Source organism: Marinobacter sp. MMG032, from assembly GCF_040112695.1.
GTDB lineage: Bacteria > Pseudomonadota > Gammaproteobacteria > Pseudomonadales > Oleiphilaceae > Marinobacter > Marinobacter salsuginis.
Map to the genome: position 1 here is coordinate 4175757 of NZ_CP157802.1, position 16658 is coordinate 4192414.

General features: G+C 58.2%; 16 protein-coding genes. 12 read left to right on the top strand and 4 right to left on the bottom strand.

The genetic code is table 11. The annotated features are described in order from the left end of the window. Positions 1-67 precede the first annotated feature (67 nt). Together ABNF92_RS19220 and ABNF92_RS19225 are read right to left on the bottom strand one after the other, a co-directional pair. Entirely contained in the window at positions 68-685 is a 618-nt protein-coding gene (locus ABNF92_RS19220) for a YceI family protein (RefSeq protein ID WP_153633517.1), read from the bottom strand. Next, positions 672-1406 (bottom strand): CDP-alcohol phosphatidyltransferase family protein, encoded by a 735-nt coding sequence (locus ABNF92_RS19225; protein ID WP_349343031.1) that lies wholly within the window; start codon positions 1404-1406, stop codon positions 672-674. Before ABNF92_RS19225 ends, ABNF92_RS19220 begins: the two co-directional genes overlap by 14 nt. 177 nt (positions 1407-1583) lie before the next feature. On the opposite strand from ABNF92_RS19225, the gene ABNF92_RS19230 reads away from it, so the two are divergent. Genes ABNF92_RS19230 through ABNF92_RS19250 form a run of 5 tightly spaced genes read left to right on the top strand, consistent with a single transcriptional unit; the run spans position 1584 to position 5860 of the window. Then, a complete protein-coding gene (locus ABNF92_RS19230; protein ID WP_349343032.1) occupies positions 1584-2591 on the top strand; it encodes a zinc-binding alcohol dehydrogenase in 1008 nt (335 codons plus the stop codon). A 30-nt stretch (positions 2592-2621) separates the two neighbouring features. Continuing rightward, positions 2622-3020, top strand: coding sequence for a 6-carboxytetrahydropterin synthase (locus ABNF92_RS19235; RefSeq protein ID WP_349343033.1), 399 nt, complete (start codon positions 2622-2624; stop codon positions 3018-3020). After that, positions 3007-4374 carry a glycosyltransferase family 4 protein gene (locus ABNF92_RS19240; protein WP_349343034.1) on the top strand — a complete coding sequence of 456 codons (1368 nt, stop codon included), beginning with the start codon at positions 3007-3009 and terminating at the stop codon, positions 4372-4374. Before ABNF92_RS19235 ends, ABNF92_RS19240 begins: the two co-directional genes overlap by 14 nt. Beyond that, complete coding sequence (locus ABNF92_RS19245; protein WP_349343035.1) at positions 4347-4946, top strand: hypothetical protein; 600 nt, start codon at positions 4347-4349, stop codon at positions 4944-4946. Before ABNF92_RS19240 ends, ABNF92_RS19245 begins: the two co-directional genes overlap by 28 nt. Before the next feature lie 29 nt (positions 4947-4975). Then, positions 4976-5860: a lysylphosphatidylglycerol synthase transmembrane domain-containing protein gene (locus ABNF92_RS19250; RefSeq protein ID WP_349343036.1), complete on the top strand. Its 885-nt coding sequence runs from the start codon at positions 4976-4978 to the stop codon at positions 5858-5860. 6 nt (positions 5861-5866) lie between these two features. Here ABNF92_RS19250 and ABNF92_RS19255 read toward each other — a convergent pair whose 3' ends face one another. Further along, the gene (locus ABNF92_RS19255) at positions 5867-6739 is read right to left on the bottom strand and encodes a RibD family protein (RefSeq protein ID WP_349343037.1); all 873 of its coding nucleotides are present in this window, start codon (positions 6737-6739) and stop codon (positions 5867-5869) included. 156 nt (positions 6740-6895) lie between these two features. On the opposite strand from ABNF92_RS19255, the gene ABNF92_RS19260 reads away from it, so the two are divergent. After that, on the top strand, positions 6896-7132 hold the full coding sequence (locus ABNF92_RS19260; RefSeq protein ID WP_349343038.1) for a hypothetical protein: 237 nt from the start codon (positions 6896-6898) through the stop codon (positions 7130-7132). Positions 7133-7148: 16 nt separating this feature from the next. On the opposite strand, the gene galU is transcribed toward ABNF92_RS19260, so the two are convergent. After that, the gene (galU, locus tag ABNF92_RS19265) at positions 7149-7985 is read right to left on the bottom strand and encodes a UTP--glucose-1-phosphate uridylyltransferase GalU (RefSeq protein WP_349343039.1); all 837 of its coding nucleotides are present in this window, start codon (positions 7983-7985) and stop codon (positions 7149-7151) included. A gap of 299 nt (positions 7986-8284) precedes the next feature. On the opposite strand from galU, the gene ABNF92_RS19270 reads away from it, so the two are divergent. The 6 genes from ABNF92_RS19270 (at position 8285) to prpF (ending at position 16617) form a co-directional block, all read left to right on the top strand. Next, positions 8285-9865 (top strand): glucan biosynthesis protein, encoded by a 1581-nt coding sequence (locus ABNF92_RS19270; RefSeq protein WP_349344117.1) that lies wholly within the window; start codon positions 8285-8287, stop codon positions 9863-9865. Between the two features lie 111 nt (positions 9866-9976). Continuing rightward, complete coding sequence (locus ABNF92_RS19275) at positions 9977-10657, top strand: GntR family transcriptional regulator (RefSeq protein WP_069183448.1); 681 nt, start codon at positions 9977-9979, stop codon at positions 10655-10657. Between the two features lie 65 nt (positions 10658-10722). Then, positions 10723-11610: a methylisocitrate lyase gene (gene prpB / locus ABNF92_RS19280; protein ID WP_222464645.1), complete on the top strand. Its 888-nt coding sequence runs from the start codon at positions 10723-10725 to the stop codon at positions 11608-11610. Positions 11611-11651: 41 nt separating this feature from the next. Beyond that, the gene (prpC, locus tag ABNF92_RS19285) at positions 11652-12782 is read left to right on the top strand and encodes a 2-methylcitrate synthase (protein WP_349343040.1); all 1131 of its coding nucleotides are present in this window, start codon (positions 11652-11654) and stop codon (positions 12780-12782) included. Beyond that, positions 12779-15376 (top strand): Fe/S-dependent 2-methylisocitrate dehydratase AcnD, encoded by a 2598-nt coding sequence (gene acnD, locus ABNF92_RS19290; RefSeq protein ID WP_349343041.1) that lies wholly within the window; start codon positions 12779-12781, stop codon positions 15374-15376. Before prpC ends, acnD begins: the two co-directional genes overlap by 4 nt. Positions 15377-15441: 65 nt before the next feature. Then, on the top strand, positions 15442-16617 hold the full coding sequence (prpF, locus tag ABNF92_RS19295; RefSeq protein WP_349343042.1) for a 2-methylaconitate cis-trans isomerase PrpF: 1176 nt from the start codon (positions 15442-15444) through the stop codon (positions 16615-16617). The last annotated feature ends 41 nt before the right edge of the window (positions 16618-16658 follow it).

The following is a 16658-nucleotide window of genomic DNA, read 5'->3' on the forward strand; positions in this document are numbered from 1 at the left end:
TCCGGCCCGATCCTGTAACAGAATGTGTCCGCGTTGTGCAGCGAATCACATTATCGCCACTGACAAATCAGAACATGCCGGACTCACGAATAGCCTCGAAACCGAAGTGCAATTTGACTTCATCGCCGACCATTTCACCATCCAGGCCATAGGTCATACCCCATTCACTGCGTTTCAGTGTGGTGGAAGCGCTGATCCCGAGCGTGTATTCCTCGTGGCCAAAGGGGTAAACGTCGGATTTGTTCAGAGTTACATCCAGTACCACGGGCCGTGTCTGGCCAAGTAGCTCCAGATCTCCCGTTACTTTGCCAGTGTTTTCGCCGGTTGTTTCAAAGTCGGTAACCGTGAAAGTGATCTCGGGGTATTCGTCAGAGTCGAGAAAGTCCTCGTTGCGAACGTGTTCATCACGCTTCTTGTGATTGGTGAACACACTGTCGCTCTGGAATACCAGTTGGCCCGACTTCAGCTCCATGGTTTCCTCGTCGTAAACGAACTGGCCCTCCACTTCTCGGAACATGCCCATGACCGGGGCGTAACCAATGTGCATGATCTCGAAGAACATAGAGAAGTGTTCGTCGTCGACGATAAAATCTTGCGGCTCGGCCGAGGCTGCAGGGCTCAATGCGAGGACCGCAGGCAAGGCAAGGGCAGAACGGGTAATGGTTTTCCGGTTATTGAACATCATGGTGATGTCTCCTCTGATAAAGCCAGTGAATATCCACGAAAAACGACCACACCAGCAGAGCAAGGGCGGTTGCCAGGGTGGTGCTGGCAAACAGCGAATTGATTGGCGGAAGTACCGCCACGAGCAGGGTAACGATCTGCCAAACGCAAACCGTCTTCCGTCGGAAACTGTCTGGCAGTGGCGCATTCAGCCAATCCGCAAAGTGGCCAGCGGCAACGAAAGCGTAGCGAATCAGGCCGAGGGCAAGCACCCAGATGCCTGCCTTTCCCAACGCCAGCACGGCAATACTGAGCCCGAGGATGAACAGGGCATCCAGCTCCATATCGAATCTGGCGCCAAAGTCGCTCTCGGAGCCGGTTGCCCTGGCAACTTTTCCGTCCACGCCATCCAGAATGAGTGCCAACAGTGCCATCCAGCCATACAACCAGAGGTTGTCAGTCAGATGTTCGGCAAAGGGAGCCAAGGCGAAGAGGACAATCACGAGGCAACCCCTCAACAGGGTTGCCCGGTTCGCCCAGCCGAAGTCGCGGTTTTCGGGCCAGGCCCGGGAAACCAGGCCGCAGACGCAAAGGTAGAGTGCGACTGCCAGCAGATAGAAAAGAACGGGAGGCCCGGCTAGCCAGCCTGTAGCGAGACATAAGAGGGTTACAAGGACAAAACCCCAGGCGAGGTCCAGCGGGAGGGCGACCCAATGTGAAGCTGAACGGCCGTTAGAATCCATCACTGAACTCCAGCGTATAGGTTTGCAGGCATCAAACACCCCGGGCGCACTGTACACTGACTATAGTTGATATGTATGAGTGTGCTTACGAGCATTGACCGCGTTCAGACCTGATGGTTCAGGCAGGAAAGGCCGTTTCCAATGCCGCGCAAAACAACGCCAGGAAAGGAGCTCCCTTTGCAACGTGATCCAGAGAATTCCAATACAGAGACCGTCGCCCGGGCCTGGTGGGTAACCGGCGCTGGAAAGGGCGAAATTCTGGAAACGCCTCTGGAGCCGGCGGGTGATGGGGAGGCAGGAGAGACTGTCACGGTCCAGGCCCTCTATTCGGGGATAAGTCGGGGCACCGAATCACTGGTCTTTCACGGTCGTGTTCCCAGAAGCGAATACACCGCGATGCGGGCACCCTTCCAGGCCGGTGAATTCCCCTGGCCGGTGAAGTACGGCTATGCCAACGTAGGAAAGGTGATTGAAGGGCCCGTGGAACTGGTCGGTCAAACGGTGTTTTGCCTGTACCCGCACCAGGATTATTATCGGGTGCCGGCGTCGGCCGTCACACCCTTACCGAAAGACCTGCCCGCCGAGCGAGCGATTCTTGCTGCCAATATGGAAACCGCCGTCAACGGTCTCTGGGATGGATCGCCAGCGGTCGGCGATCGAATCGCGGTGGTTGGTCTTGGAGTGGTTGGTCTGCTTGTCGCCTGGCTGGCCAGTCGCATTCCGGGCACCCGGGTTACCGCTATCGACACAAACCCGGAGAGACAGACCGTTGCCGAACAACTGGGGCTGACCTTTAGTGCCGAACCTACCGCCGACGATCACGACCTTGTGATACATGCCAGCGGCCACCCATCGGGCCTTGAAACCGCTCTGGGGCTGGCGGGGCAGGAGGCGACACTGATTGAAATGAGCTGGTACGGGGATCAGTTGGTCTCCGCACCATTGGGTGCTGCATTTCATCCGCGTCGTCTGACCCTGAAATCCAGTCAGGTCGGGCAGATTGTGCCCTCCCGGGTTCCCAGGTGGGACTATCGCAAGCGCCTGGCGCTGGCGTTGGAACTACTCAGTGAGGATGCCCTGGATGCGCTGATTACCGGTGAGTGCCGGTTCGAGGACCTGCCAAAGTCCATGGCACGGATTCTGATCGATGGCCGGGAAACACTCTGCCATCGCGTTGTTTACTGATAATTCAAAATGACCTGCTAAGGAGAGATTATGTTCGGCTTGACGGTCCGGGACCATATGATGATTGCCCACAGTTTCGATGGAGAGATCTTTGGCCCAGCGCAGAAAGTGCATGGTGCCACTTATGTGGTGGATGTGACCTTCGAGCGTCACCAGCTGGACAAGGACGACCTGATCGTGGATATCGGCCTGGCCTCAGAGCTTCTCAAGAATGCTCTCTCAGAGTTCAACATGCAGAACCTCGACGAGCTACCGGAACTGCGAGGCCGGAACACCACTACGGAGTTTATGGCGAAGCTGGTGTTCGACCGGATGGCGGCGGCCATTCATGGGGGCCGATTGGGGGAGACGGGAAAGGGTATTGTCAGCCTGAAAGTCACCCTCTCTGAATCTCACATTGCCTGGGCCAGCTACCATGCCGGAATCTGACGTACCGGGAGTGGTCGAGTTTCTCGTTCCGGGCGACCCGGAACAGAACACCGGCGGTTACCGGTATGTTCGTAAGCTGGTAGAAGCACTTTGCAAAGACGGTTGCACGGCCCGGGTGAGCGGTTTGGCCGGGCAGTTTCCGCGTCCGGACGGTGTCGCCCGCGAAGCGATGGATCAGAAACTCGCAGGTTTGCCTGCTGGCACGTCTGTGGTCCTTGATGGCCTCGCCATGGGCGGGCTGCCGGAGATCGTGGAAAAGCATTCCCGACGTTTAACTCTGTTTGGGCTGGTTCATCATCCGCTTGCTGACGAAACCGGCCTCAGCGAGGCAGACAGGCAATGGTTTCTGGAATCCGAGAAGCGGGCCCTCGGCTTCGTGGAAGGCGTTATTACCACCAGTCAACACACGGCCGACCGCCTTGGGGATTACGATGTTCCGACCGAGGCCATTCGGGTTGCTGAGCCGGGTGTGGCCAGGGCTGAAACAACGCGAGTCCGGAGCAAGCCCGCTGAAAGCAGTGGCCCTCACATTCTATGCGTCGCCCATCTGTCCCCGAGAAAGGCCCAGCATCAGTTGGTGGAAGCGCTGGGAGAACTGAAGGCTCTACCGTGGCGCTGCACACTGGCCGGGTCTGACAGCCGTGATCAGGGGTACAGCCACCAGGTCCGTCGGGCGGTTGCCGCGGCCGGCCTTGAAGACAGGATTGTCCTGGTCGGTGAAGTGGACGACTCAGGGCTTGCCGATCTCTACACTCAGGCCGACTTTTTTGTCATGCCTTCGCTCTATGAGGGCTACGGCATGGTGATCGACGAGGCGTTGGCGGAAGCACTGCCGATTATTTCCTCCGATGGCGGCGCCCTGGCGCAAACCTCTGCCAGACCGGGCGTGGTGCAGTATTGTGCCGGGGATATCAGGGCTCTCGAGGCCCGACTCAGGAACTGGCTGGAGGATCCGGACCAGCTCGAACATGCGCGCAAACTGGCTGCGAGGGAATCCAGGCGGGTTCGATCATGGGCCGATACCGCCCGGGATTTTTGCGAGGCATTAGCATACTTCAGGGGATTTCCTGCAAACCCGCACCAGCATTCAGAATTCGAGAGCGAATGGCTGGCAGCCCGGGAACCGGCAGATCATCGGGCTCGCTCGATAGAACTGACCGCGGAACTGAACCGGTGGCTGCTCGACCGTTACGATAGCCTGCCGCCTGAAATTCATTCCCCATGCAGATTGTCGACATTGGCACCGGCCGTGGTTCCAACGCCCTGTTTCTGGTACGTGCACTACAGGTACCGCAAGCCTGGCTTGCTCTGGATCAGGACGCGGCGTTGCTGCGCGAGGCCCGGCAACGGGTAAATGTGCTGGATGTACCCTTTGAAACGCGCGCGGTGCAATTGTCATCGGAGAATATGGAGCAGCACCTGCCCCCCGAGGTGTCCCTGATCACGGCGTCAGCACTGATTGATCTTGTTTCCGAGACTTGGTTGAAAGCCCTCAGTCAGGCGGCGGCGAGCAGAAATTCAGCAATACTTATCGCGCTAAGCTACGCAGGGCATTTTGAACTGTCCCCGGGTCATCCCGATGATGAGCTGATTCGAACCCTGGTGAACCAGCATCAGCACGGGGACAAAGGCACCGGTGCGGCGCTTGGGCCCGAGGCTCCCATTATGCTGAAGCGGCTGCTTGATGCAGACGGTTACCAGGTAAAATTGGCGGAATCGCCCTGGACCCTGGGCAGCGAGGATCAGGCGTTGGCCCGGATGCTGATGGAGGGATGGACCGAGGCGGCGATCGAGCAATCTCCGGGAGACAGGGACCGCCTGAACCTCTGGCTGGAAACGCGGAACCATCAGTTGTCTGAGGGCTGCCTGAACGTCATCGTACGGCATCTCGACCTTTTGGCTCTGCCAACCGGGCAGCTGGCTTGACGGAGGTGCGTCAAAAGAGGGTTCGGTTGGTGGCCCGGTGGTTGATCACGGTTTTGGTCATTGGATTCGTGATTCGCTCTGTCGATACCAGCGCGCTCTGGCAGGAGCTTGTCCGCTTTTCTCCTTTTGTTCTGATACCCGCACTGGTACTCACCGTAGTGCAGGTGCTGCTCTCTGCCTGGCGTTGGCGCTTCACCTCAAAGAGGCTTGGATTGTCCCTGGACTATGGCGTTGCCGTGCGAGAGTACTATCTGGCGACATTCCTGAACCAGGTTCTGCCCGGTGGCGTGCTTGGTGATGTTAACCGGGCATGGCGCCACGGTGAGGGTGCCGGTAAACGTCTCGCGGCTGTCCACGGGGTCGCCATCGAGCGGCTCTCGGGCCAGTTGGTGCTGGCGCTGGTTGTCGCAGTTTCCATCGCGTGGCTGTTTGGTTCGGGGCAGCTTACTGCCGGCTTTTGGAATGGCTGGGCGTGGCTTGGAGTTGGCATTCTCTTTGTTGCCATAGCCCCATGGCTAGCACGGAAAGCGGGCCTTGCCGATTACCTGCAGCGCCTTCGGAGTGATCTGTATCTGTCGTTGTTGGATTGCTCAGTATTGCCGGTTCAGATCGGTTCTTCGCTGGTGGTGTTGTCGAGCTATCTGGGGGTGTTTCTCTGCCTGGCCTGGGGTGCGGGTTACGTTGATACCTGGGCGGAGGCAGGGTTGATTGTCGGCCTGGGCAGTATTCTGCTTCTGAGCATGGTCATACCTCTGACGGTTGCCGGCTGGGGAATCAGGGAGGGCGCCGCAGCGTTGATCTGGCCCATGGCCGGATTGCCAGCGGAGCAGGGGGTGGCGCTGAGTGTGGGGTACGGGGCGCTGGTGCTGGTTTCGAGCTTGCCCGGGGTGGTGTTTTTGTTCACCAGTCGCTAAACCGGCCTATGCCTCTCGGGAGAAATCCAGGTCGAAGAGCATATCGCTGCCAAGGTTGACCAGCTGCGCTCTTGGCCGCAGCGCATCGTCCAGGAAATCGATTTCCGGGAGCGAGAAGGCGGGCCTCCCACTGCCGATGATCATGGGCGCGACCATCACGTGAAGCCGGTCCAACAAGCCGGCGTTGAGGAACGAGGAGACAGTGACGCCGCCGCCTTCCACGAACACCTTTTTGAGCCCGAAATCCGCCAGAACTTGAAGAATCAGCTTCGGATCCACGGGGGCTTGGGCGTCCGCATCTCCAAGACAGGGGATTTCGCTAACACCGGATTCAATAGACGGATTCCTGTCTTTGTCATAGCTCCCGGCCACCAATCGCAGGGTAGGGGCCGCACCATCGGTAAACAGGTGATGGCTGTCCGGCACGCGGTGATGACGATCAATAACCACGCGTACCGGGTTGCGACCGTTGGTGCGCCGCACGGTCAAACGGGGGTTGTCGGTGGCGGCGGTGCCGGCACCAACGATCACGGCATCGGATACCGCACGGATCCGGTGCAGGTGCGTAATCCCATCGTCGCCGTTTATGAAGCGCGAGCGGCCCGTCACCGTCGCAATTCGCCCATCAAGGCTCTGGCCGAGCTGGCCGATAACTTTGGGGCGACCATCCGCTGGCGCTGGCCGACACAGGGGAAGAAACACCGAGAGCAGATCCTTCGCTTCACCCGTGGCCGGTTGCATCAGGTGCCAAGCGCCGTGGCCATTGAGTTTTACTGCTTCTTTGTCGGTTCCCGGCAACGGCAGTGTCACATTGCTGCGGTTTACTGCGCTAAGCACCAACTCCCATGCCGAGTCGATATCCAGTGTTCTTGCCGCCATAAATAGCCTGTTGGTTGTTGCCCAGGAGCTGCGAAGACTCCTTTAGTATAGGCAGATTGTGTGCAAAGCTATATGTACGTTACATTTCCGGATTGATTCACTTCGCAGGGCATTATCGGGACAGGTTTCCCGGTTTGGATGACGAGGTAAGTGGCCATGCAACATGCGCAACCCATGCAGCATTGGGAACCAGAGAAGCCCGAGGACCACGGGCAACTTGAACTTCCCGGTATTGCCCTGGATAAGAGTGATGAGCTTTTGGCATCGGTGGCCGAGCTGGAAGAAGTACTTGAGAAGGTACAACTGACCGGAGAAGAGGTGGAGCTGCTTCGCCGGTTCCGCAGGACAAGCGCAGAAAACCGGCGAATGATTCGTCAGATCCTGGGCAACTGATACCGCCCCGGATTCTTTACTTGGCTTTCTTGTAGATGTTCTCGTAAACGTAGTTGGTGGCTTCCACAAAGCCATCAATACTGCCGCAATCAAACCGGCGTCCCTTGAACTGGTAAGCCAGTACGCAGCCGTTCTTCGCTTGTTCGAGCAGCGCATCGGTAATCTGGACTTCGCCGTTCTTGCCCGCAGGGGTCTTCTCGATAATGTCGAAAATATCCGGCGTGAGAATGTAGCGACCGATGATGGCGAGGTTGCTGGGCGCATCTTCCGGGGCCGGCTTTTCCACCATATCGGTAATCCGGTAAAGGCCATCTTTCATGGACTCACCGGCAATCACGCCATACTTGTGGGTTTCGTCGGCCGGAACCTCTTCGATGGCAACAATGGAGCAACGGAACTGGTTATACAGTTTCACCATTTGCGCCAGTACGCCGTCTTCACCTTCCGGGCCAATGCAGAAGTCATCGGCCAGTACGACCGCAAAGGGACTATCGCCTACGAGGTTACGACCGGTGAGAATAGCGTGGCCGAGACCTTTCATTTCATTTTGCCGGGTAAAAGCGAAGCTGTTGTGGTCGATCAGATCACGGATGGAGGTCAGCAGGTCTTCCTTGCCGGAGCCCGCAATCTGGTGCTCAAGCTCGTAGCTGATGTCGAAATGGTCCTCGATAGCCCGCTTGCCCCGGCCGGTAACAAAACCAAATTCATGGATACCGGCTTCCGCGGCTTCTTCAACGCCGTACTGAACCAGGGGTTTGTTCACCACCGGCAGGATTTCCTTCGGCATCGCCTTGGTGGCCGGGAGAAAGCGGGTGCCGTAGCCGGCAACGGGAAACAGGCATTTTCTGATCATATCATTCGTCCTTTAATGGTCGTTTTCACGCCCTCGAGTCTGCTCAACGCCTCTGCGCAAGCCTATGAACGGTTGTACTTTCACAAAGTGTGCCGAGTTTACCCAAGTTAATACCACAAATGCAGGGGGCTACATGGATTTGTTGCCTACTATGAGCCAAGGCGTGCTTTTGCCGTAACTTATATCAAGGCTTCGTAGTCTTGAAACTGGAGATCTCGTCTAATGTTTAGCTGTAGCGTGGTTCAGATAATGCACCAGAGTGGTGCGAAAGTGGTCAGGCGTAGGTAAGAGAAGCGATGATAGAGCGAAGAACACTGCTAAAGGTGCTGCTCTCTGCGTTCGGTGTGGGTGCTCTGCCCCTATCAGCTTTCGGTTCCGGAATCTCCCGTGCGGCAGGCGGCTCTATACAGGGGTTCAGCTATGCCTGGCTAAAGGGCCGAGCTCGGGCGCTGGCAGGCGAGGCTCATGTTTCCATCGAAGGCCAGTTGCCTCGAACCCTTAAAAACATTTCCTGGGACGATTACCAGTCCATCGCTTTCCGAGCCGACCAGGCCCTTTGGCGTGGCGATAATACTGCTTTCCAGATTCAGCTGTTTCATCTTGGGCTGTACTTTCAGCAGCCGGTCAGAATTCATGAAGTCGTCGAGGGGGAGGCCAATGAACTGGCCTATCGACAGGAGCTTTTTCGATACAGGGGAGAACAGCCTCTGGGCGATCTGCACGAGGATCTTGGTTACGCGGGCTTTCGGGTTCACTACCACAACAACTTTGCCCTGGATCTGGCTGCCTTCCTGGGCGCCAGCTATTTCCGGGCAGTGGGCTCGGAGATGCAGTATGGTCTTTCTGCCCGGGGATTGGCGATAGATACCGGCATGAACCGGAAGGAGGAATTCCCTCGTTTCTCGGAGTTCTGGCTGGAGAAACCGGCACCGGATAGCCAGCTGCTGCGGGTCTGGGCCTTGTTGGATTCACCGAGCACCACGGGCGCCTACGCGTTTTTGCTTGACCCCGGGCGTAACATGGTTATGGATGTGGACGTGGCGCTGTATCCCAGAACCGAAATCACCCGGGCCGGCATCGCGCCGCTGACCAGCATGTACCAGGTGGGTGAAAATGACGATCGCATGGGCTACGACTGGCGCCCGGAAATACACGATTCCGACGGCCTGGCTATGCGCAACGGCAACGGTGAATGGTTGTGGCGACCACTGGTGAACCCCGCCAGCCTCCGGTTCAACAGTTTCCAGGATAACAATCCCGCAGGCTTTGGCTTGATGCAGCGGGACAGGAATTTTGACCACTACCAGGATGACGGTGTGTTCTATGATCGGCGTCCCAGCCTCTGGGTGGAGCCCCGAGGAGATTGGGGACGTGGCAGTGTTGACCTGGTGGAAATTCCCACCGTGGATGAAACCTTCGATAACATCGTTGCTTTCTGGCACCCCGAAGAGCCTCTGATGCCAGGCATGGAGTACCTCTACAGTTACCGCTTGCACTGGGGGGAGCAGGCGCCGGTGCGGCCCTTTGAGTTGGCCACGGTGCAGGCAACCCGGACCGGGCTGGGCGGTGTCGTGGGCCAGGAGCGCACCTATTTTTCAAGGCGTTTTGCGGTTGATTTTGCTGGCGGTGCCCTGGAGATGCTCAGCAAGGACGCGGATGTGGAGCCGGTTATCAGTGTGAGCCGCGGAGAGGTTGAAATCACGTCCGCCAGACCATTGTCTGCAATCGACGGTTACCGGGCCATGTTTGACCTGGTGCCGGATGACTCGGTTGAACCCATCAATATTCGCCTGTACCTCAGGCTGGGCAATGAAGCGCTTACCGAAACCTGGCTTTATCAGTACACCCCGCCACCGGTTGCTGAGCGAAAGCTCTATTGATTGACTGGATCTATTGTAAACAATCAGAGGTTCAATTTAGCCAATATTGTTGACAATATGGCCGCTCAGGCGTAGATTTTCTCAAAATCAATCAGGTTTTGTTGACAAACTATGTCTGAGTTACTGTCTCCTACCTACACCCGCGCCGATGAGGCCTTCGATTGTCTGCAAACGGCAATCGTGAAAGGCGAGCTGGCCCCGGGCGAAAAGATCGGTGAACTGGAGCTTTGTTCCCGGTTCGATCTCACCCGAGGCCCGCTCCGGGAAGCCCTGGGCCGCCTTGAGTCCCGCGGCCTTCTGGTGCGCCGCCCCCATGCCGGCGTCAAGGTGGTTTCCGTCAGCGCCTCCGAGCTGATGGAGCTCTACCGCATACGTGAAGTCATGGAAGGACTGGCCGCCCGCCAGGCAGCCGAGCGCATGACCGATCAGGAAATCGCCGACCTCCAGGCGACACTCGACACCCACGAACGCATGATCGACGAAGCCCAGGGCCAGGCCTATTACCAGGCCGAAGGCGACTACGACTTCCACCACCGGATCGCAACAGGTAGCCGCAACACCAAACTGGCCCAGATGCTGTTGGGTGATCTTTACTACATGGTGCGCATGTACCGTTACCGGCTAAGCACCTCCACCGGGCGTCCGAAACGGGCCCTCGGCGAACACCGGCGAATCGTGGAAGCCATCGCCCAGCGCGACGGCGAGCTGGCGGAGTTCCTGATGAAACGACATATCAATGCCGCCAGACAAAACATCGAAAAGAAAATCCAGGAAGGCGAAATCACCATCTAACGTAGGTCGGATTAGCCAAAGGCGTAATCCGACAACAAGAATCCAAAAGAGAAGAGGCCAACACCATGACCAACAAACTCAGCCCCGGCGCCCGCTTCCGCAAGGCGCTCAAAGACAACCAGCCCCTGCAGATTGTCGGCACCATCAACGCCTATGCCGCTATGATGGCCGACAAAGTGGGCCACCAGGCCATCTACCTGTCTGGCGGCGGTGTCGCCAATGCCTCCTACGGCCTGCCGGATCTGGGCATGACCACCATGAACGATGTGGTCGAGGATGTTCGCCGTATTACCGCAGCTACCGACGTACCGCTGCTGGTCGACATTGATACCGGATGGGGTGGCGCCTTCAACATCGCCCGTACTATTCGTGAGATGGAACGTGCCGGTGCAGCCGCTGTCCATATTGAGGACCAGGTTGCCCAGAAGCGCTGTGGCCACCGTCCGAATAAGGAAATCGTATCCCAGGAAGAAATGGTCGACCGCATCAAGGCCGCTGTGGATGCCCGTGAAGACAAAGACTTCTTCATCATGGCCCGCACCGACGCCTTCCAGAAAGAGGGCCTCGAAGCTGCCATTGAGCGTGCCAAGGCCTGCATCGAAGCTGGCGCTGACGGCATCTTTGCCGAAGCAGTCACCGAGCTTGAGCACTATAAAGCCTTCTCTGAAGCCCTGGACGTGCCCATCCTGGCCAACATTACCGAATTCGGTGCCACGCCTTTATACAACCGGCAGGAACTGGCCGAGGCCGGCGCAGATATGGTTCTGTATCCGCTCAGCGCTTTCCGCGCCATGAACAAGGCCGCCCTGACTGTTTACCAGAACATCCTGGAGAAGGGTGACCAGAAAGACGTGGTAGACCTGATGCAGACCCGGATGGAGCTGTACGATTTCCTGAACTACCACGATTTCGAGCAGAAGCTGGACCAACTGTTTCAGCAGAGTAAAGGTTAATCCGACAGACACCCCAAACAAGATAACGATGGGAGACAACAATGGCTGAAGCAAAACAACTGAGCGGCGCAGGCCTCCGAGGCCAGGTAGCTGGCGAAACCGCCCTGTGTACCGTTGGCAAGAGCGGTGCGGGCCTGACATACCGCGGCTACGACATTGCCGATCTGGCTGAAAAGGCCCAGTTTGAGGAAATCGCCTACCTGCTGCTGCGCGGCAAACTGCCGAACCGGCAGGAACTGGACGCCTACAAGAAGAAGCTCCAGAGCCTGCGTGGACTGCCGGCTGCCCTTAAAACCGTGCTTGAGCAGATTCCCAAAGACGCGCACCCGATGGACGTGATGCGCACCGGCTGCTCCATGCTGGGCAACCTGGAAACCGAAGAAGATTTCAGTGAGCAGGACGACAAGATTGACCGCATGCTGGCTGTATTCCCGTCTATCATCACCTATTGGTACCGCTTCGCCCACGAAGGCGTTCGGATCGAAACCGAAAGTGATGTGGACTCCATTGGCGGCCATTTCCTCGAGCTGCTGCACGGCAAGAAACCCAGCGAACTGCACGAGCGCGTCATGAACGTGTCGCTGATCCTGTACGCAGAGCACGAATTCAACGCTTCCACCTTCACCGCCCGCGTGTGTGCCTCCACGCTGTCTGATATCCACAGTTGTGTGACAGGTGCTATTGGTTCCCTGCGCGGTCCTCTGCACGGCGGCGCCAACGAGGCGGCCATGGCCCTGATCCAGAAGTTCAGGACCCCGGAAGAGGCTGAGGAAGGCCTGATGGGCATGCTTGAGCGTAAGGAAAAGATCATGGGCTTCGGCCACGCGATCTACAAAGAATCCGACCCGCGCAACGCTATCATCAAACAGTGGTCCAAGAAACTGGCGGAAGAAGTGGGCGATACCGTGCTGTATCCGGTCTCCGAGCGCTGCGAAGCCGTTATGTGGCGCGAGAAGAAGCTGTTCTGCAACGCTGACTTCTTCCACGCCTCGGCCTATCACTTCATGGGCATTCCGACCGAACTGTTCACCCCGATCTTCGTGATGTCCCGGGTATCCGGCTGGACCGCCCACGTGAAAGAGCAGCGTGCCAACAACCGCATCATCCGGCCAAGCGCCGATTACACAGGCCCGGCGGATGCCAAGTGGGTACCGATTGAGGAGCGCCCATGAACACCGAATACCGTAAACCGTTACCAGGCACCGACCTCGATTATTTCGATACCCGTCAGGCTGTGGAAGACATCCAGGCCGGCGCGTACGACAAACTGCCGTACACCTCCAAGATCCTGGCGGAGCAACTGGTTCGCCGTTGCGATCCGGAGATGCTCACGGACTCTCTCAAGCAGCTGATCGAGCGCAAGTGCGACCTGGACTTCCCCTGGTACCCCGCTCGCGTTGTGTGCCACGACATCCTCGGCCAGACCGCCCTGGTGGACCTGGCCGGCCTGCGTGATGCCATCGCAGAGAAGGGTGGTGATCCTGCGAAGGTCAACCCGGTAGTGCCGACCCAGTTGATCGTGGATCACTCCCTGGCCGTCGAACACGCCGGTTTCGAAAAAGACGCGTTCGAGAAGAACCGCCAGATCGAAGACCGCCGCAACGACGACCGTTTCCACTTCATCAACTGGACCAAGACCGCGTTCAAGAACGTAGACGTGATTCCTCCCGGCAATGGCATCATGCACCAGATCAACCTGGAGAAAATGTCCCCGGTGGTTCAGAACCGCGATGGTGTTGCTTTCCCGGATACCTGTGTCGGCACTGACAGCCATACGCCGATGGTTGACGCCCTGGGCGTTATTTCCGTTGGTGTAGGCGGCCTGGAAGCCGAGAGCGTTATGCTTGGCCGTGCTTCCATGATGCGCCTGCCGGATATCGTGGGCGTTGAACTGACGGGCAAGCTGCAGCCTGGCATTACCGGTACCGATATGGTGCTGGCCATCACCGAGTTCCTGCGTAAAGAACGTGTGGTTGGCGCCTACCTGGAGTTCTACGGTGAAGGCGCTGACAGCCTTACCGTTGGCGACCGTGCCACCATATCGAATATGACTCCGGAATACGGCGCCACCGCCGCGATGTTCTACATCGACGGCCAGACCATCGATTACCTGAAGCTGACCGGTCGTGAAGACGAGCAGGTCGCTCTGGTTGAGAAGTACGCCAAGGAAACCGGTCTCTGGGCCGACAGCATGAAGAACGCTGAATACGAGCGCGTGCTGAAGTTCGACCTGTCCAAAGTGACCCGTACCCTGGCTGGCCCCTCCAACCCCCATGCGCATCTGCCAACATCCGAGCTGGCAGAACGCGGCATCGCCGGTGAATGGGAGCAGGAAGAGGGCAAGATGCCGGATGGCGCGTGTATCATCGCTGCTATCACCAGCTGTACCAACACCAGTAACCCCCGCAACATGGTGGCTGCAGGCCTGATCGCCCGTAACGCCAACAAGCTGGGGCTGACCCGCAAGCCATGGGTGAAGACCTCCCTGGCGCCGGGCTCCAAAACGGTCAAGATGTACCTGGAAGAAGCCAAACTGCTGCCAGAACTTGAGCAACTGGGCTTCGGTGTGGTGGCCTTCGCCTGTACCACCTGCAACGGCATGAGTGGTGCCCTGGACCCGAAAATTCAGCAGGAAATCATCGACCGGGATCTATATTCCGTGGCGGTGCTCTCTGGTAACCGGAACTTCGACGGCCGGATTCACCCCTATGCCAAGCAGGCGTTCCTGGCCTCACCCCCGCTGGTGGTTGCCTACGCGATCGCGGGCACGATCCGTTTTGATATCGAGAAAGATGCGCTGGGCTACGACCAGGATGGCAACCCTGTCACCCTGAAGGACATCTGGCCGGACGATGCGGAAATCGATGCCATCGTGAAATCCAGCGTCAAGCCGGAGCAGTTCCGCAGCACCTACATCCCGATGTTCGACATCACCCGGGATGCCCAGGCCAATACCAACCCGCTGTACGAGTGGCGCCCGCAGAGCACCTACATCCGCCGCCCGCCATACTGGGAAGGTGGCATGGTTGGTGAGAAGACCCTTAAGGGCATGCGCCCGCTGGCGGTGTTGCCGGACAACATCACCACCGACCATCTGTCGCCCTCCAACGCGATCCTGATGAACAGTGCCGCTGGTGAATACCTTCACAAGATGGGCGTGCCCGAGGAAGACTTTAACTCCTACGCGACCCACCGGGGCGATCACCTGACCGCTCAGCGTGCCACCTTCGCCAACCCGAAACTGTTCAACGAAATGGTCCGGGACGAAAACGGCAACGTGAAACAGGGCTCCCTGGCCCGCATCGAGCCGGAAGGTAAGGTCGTTCGCATGTGGGAAGCCATCGAAACCTACATGGAGCGCAAGCAGCCGCTGATCATTATCGCCGGTGCCGACTACGGTCAGGGCTCCTCCCGTGACTGGGCCGCCAAGGGCGTGGCTCTGGCCGGTGTCGAAGCCATCGTGGCCGAGGGCTTCGAGCGGATTCACCGCACCAACCTGATCGGTATGGGCGTGATGCCCCTGCAGTTCGAGGAAGGCACCACACGCAAGACGCTCGGCATCGATGGCACCGAAACCTACGACGTGGAAGGCACCCCGGCGCCCCGCGCCGAGCTCACGCTGGTTATCCATCGGAAGAACGGCAGCACCGAACGCATTCCGGTAATCTGCCGCCTGGATACCGCTGAAGAGGTGTCCATCTACAGCGCTGGCGGTGTGCTGCAGCGGTTTGCGGAGGATTTCCTGCAGTCCGAAGGCGCCGCCTAAGCTTGCAAACAAGGGGTCAGAAGAAAGCGTTCTTCTGACCCCGTCTTCATCAAGAGAGCAGAAACATGACTCACGCTCCCCAGATAAAAGTCCCGGCCACCTACATGCGTGGCGGCACCAGCAAGGGCGTCTTTTTCCGGCTCAAAGATCTGCCGGAGGCGTGCCAAACCCCGGGCGAAGCCCGGGATAAACTCCTGCTGCGAGTCATCGGCAGCCCGGACCCCTACCAGAAGCAAATTGACGGCATGGGCGGCGCTACCTCCAGCACCAGCAAAACGGTGATCCTGGCCGATCCCACGCAGCCGGATCACGACGTGGACTACCTGTTCGGCCAGGTCTCCATCGACAAGCCGTTTGTGGACTGGAGCGGTAACTGCGGCAACCTTACTGCGGCTGTCGGAGCTTTTGCCATCAACAGCGGTTTTGTTGCCAAAGAGCGGATCCCGGAAAACGGCACCTGCACCGTCCGCATTTGGCAGGCCAATATCCAGAAAACCATCGTTGCCCACGTTCCCATCACCAACGGTGAAGTGCAGGAAACCGGCGATTTCGAGCTGGACGGCGTGACCTTCCCGGCCGCCGAAGTGCAGGTGGAATTCATGGACCCCGCCGATGGCGAAGGCTCCATGTTCCCCACCGGCAACCTGGTGGACGACCTGGAAGTGCCCGGTGTGGGCACCCTGAAAGCCACCATGATCAACGCCGGAATCCCGACCATTTTCGTGAACGCTGAAGACATCGGGTACAAGGGCACCGAGCTGCAGAACGACATCAACTCCGATCCCAAAGCCCTGGCAAGGTTCGAAACCATCCGGGCCCACGGTGCGGTGAAAATGGGGTTGATCCAGAATATCGAGGAAGCGGCCAACCGCCAGCACACCCCGAAAGTCGCCTTCGTGGCGAAGCCTTCGGATTACGTATCCTCTAGCGGCAAAAACATCGGGGCAGGGGACGTAGACGTTCTGGTTCGCGCGCTCTCCATGGGCAAGCTGCACCACGCCATGATGGGCACGGCTGCAGTGGCTATTGCAACCGCTTCGGCGGTTCCTGGAACCCTGGTGAACGTTGCTGCGGGTGGTGGCGATCGTACTGATGTGACTTTCGGGCATCCGTCCGGCACTTTGCGTGTGGGGGCAGAAGCGAAAGAAGTGGATAGTCAGTGGACGGCGACCAAAGCCATCATGAGCCGTAGTGCGCGGGTTTTGATGGAAGGTTGGGTTCGGGTGCCTGCTGTAGAATAACTGGTGTAAATTTATTTGACGTTATTTAACAGTTGAGAGAA

Coding starts and splice junctions, on each gene's coding strand:
- ABNF92_RS19220 (WP_153633517.1), bottom strand. CDS start 685: ATGATGTTCAATAACCGGAAAACCATTACCCGTTCTGCCCTTGCCTTG.
- ABNF92_RS19225 (WP_349343031.1), bottom strand. CDS start 1,406: ATGGATTCTAACGGCCGTTCAGCTTCACATTGGGTCGCCCTCCCGCTG.
- ABNF92_RS19235 (WP_349343033.1), top strand. CDS start 2,622: ATGTTCGGCTTGACGGTCCGGGACCATATGATGATTGCCCACAGTTTC.
- ABNF92_RS19240 (WP_349343034.1), top strand. CDS start 3,007: ATGCCGGAATCTGACGTACCGGGAGTGGTCGAGTTTCTCGTTCCGGGC.
- ABNF92_RS19255 (WP_349343037.1), bottom strand. CDS start 6,739: ATGGCGGCAAGAACACTGGATATCGACTCGGCATGGGAGTTGGTGCTT.
- ABNF92_RS19260 (WP_349343038.1), top strand. CDS start 6,896: ATGCAACATGCGCAACCCATGCAGCATTGGGAACCAGAGAAGCCCGAG.
- galU (WP_349343039.1), bottom strand. CDS start 7,985: ATGATCAGAAAATGCCTGTTTCCCGTTGCCGGCTACGGCACCCGCTTT.
- ABNF92_RS19275 (WP_069183448.1), top strand. CDS start 9,977: ATGTCTGAGTTACTGTCTCCTACCTACACCCGCGCCGATGAGGCCTTC.
- prpB (WP_222464645.1), top strand. CDS start 10,723: ATGACCAACAAACTCAGCCCCGGCGCCCGCTTCCGCAAGGCGCTCAAA.
- prpC (WP_349343040.1), top strand. CDS start 11,652: ATGGCTGAAGCAAAACAACTGAGCGGCGCAGGCCTCCGAGGCCAGGTA.
- acnD (WP_349343041.1), top strand. CDS start 12,779: ATGAACACCGAATACCGTAAACCGTTACCAGGCACCGACCTCGATTAT.
- prpF (WP_349343042.1), top strand. CDS start 15,442: ATGACTCACGCTCCCCAGATAAAAGTCCCGGCCACCTACATGCGTGGC.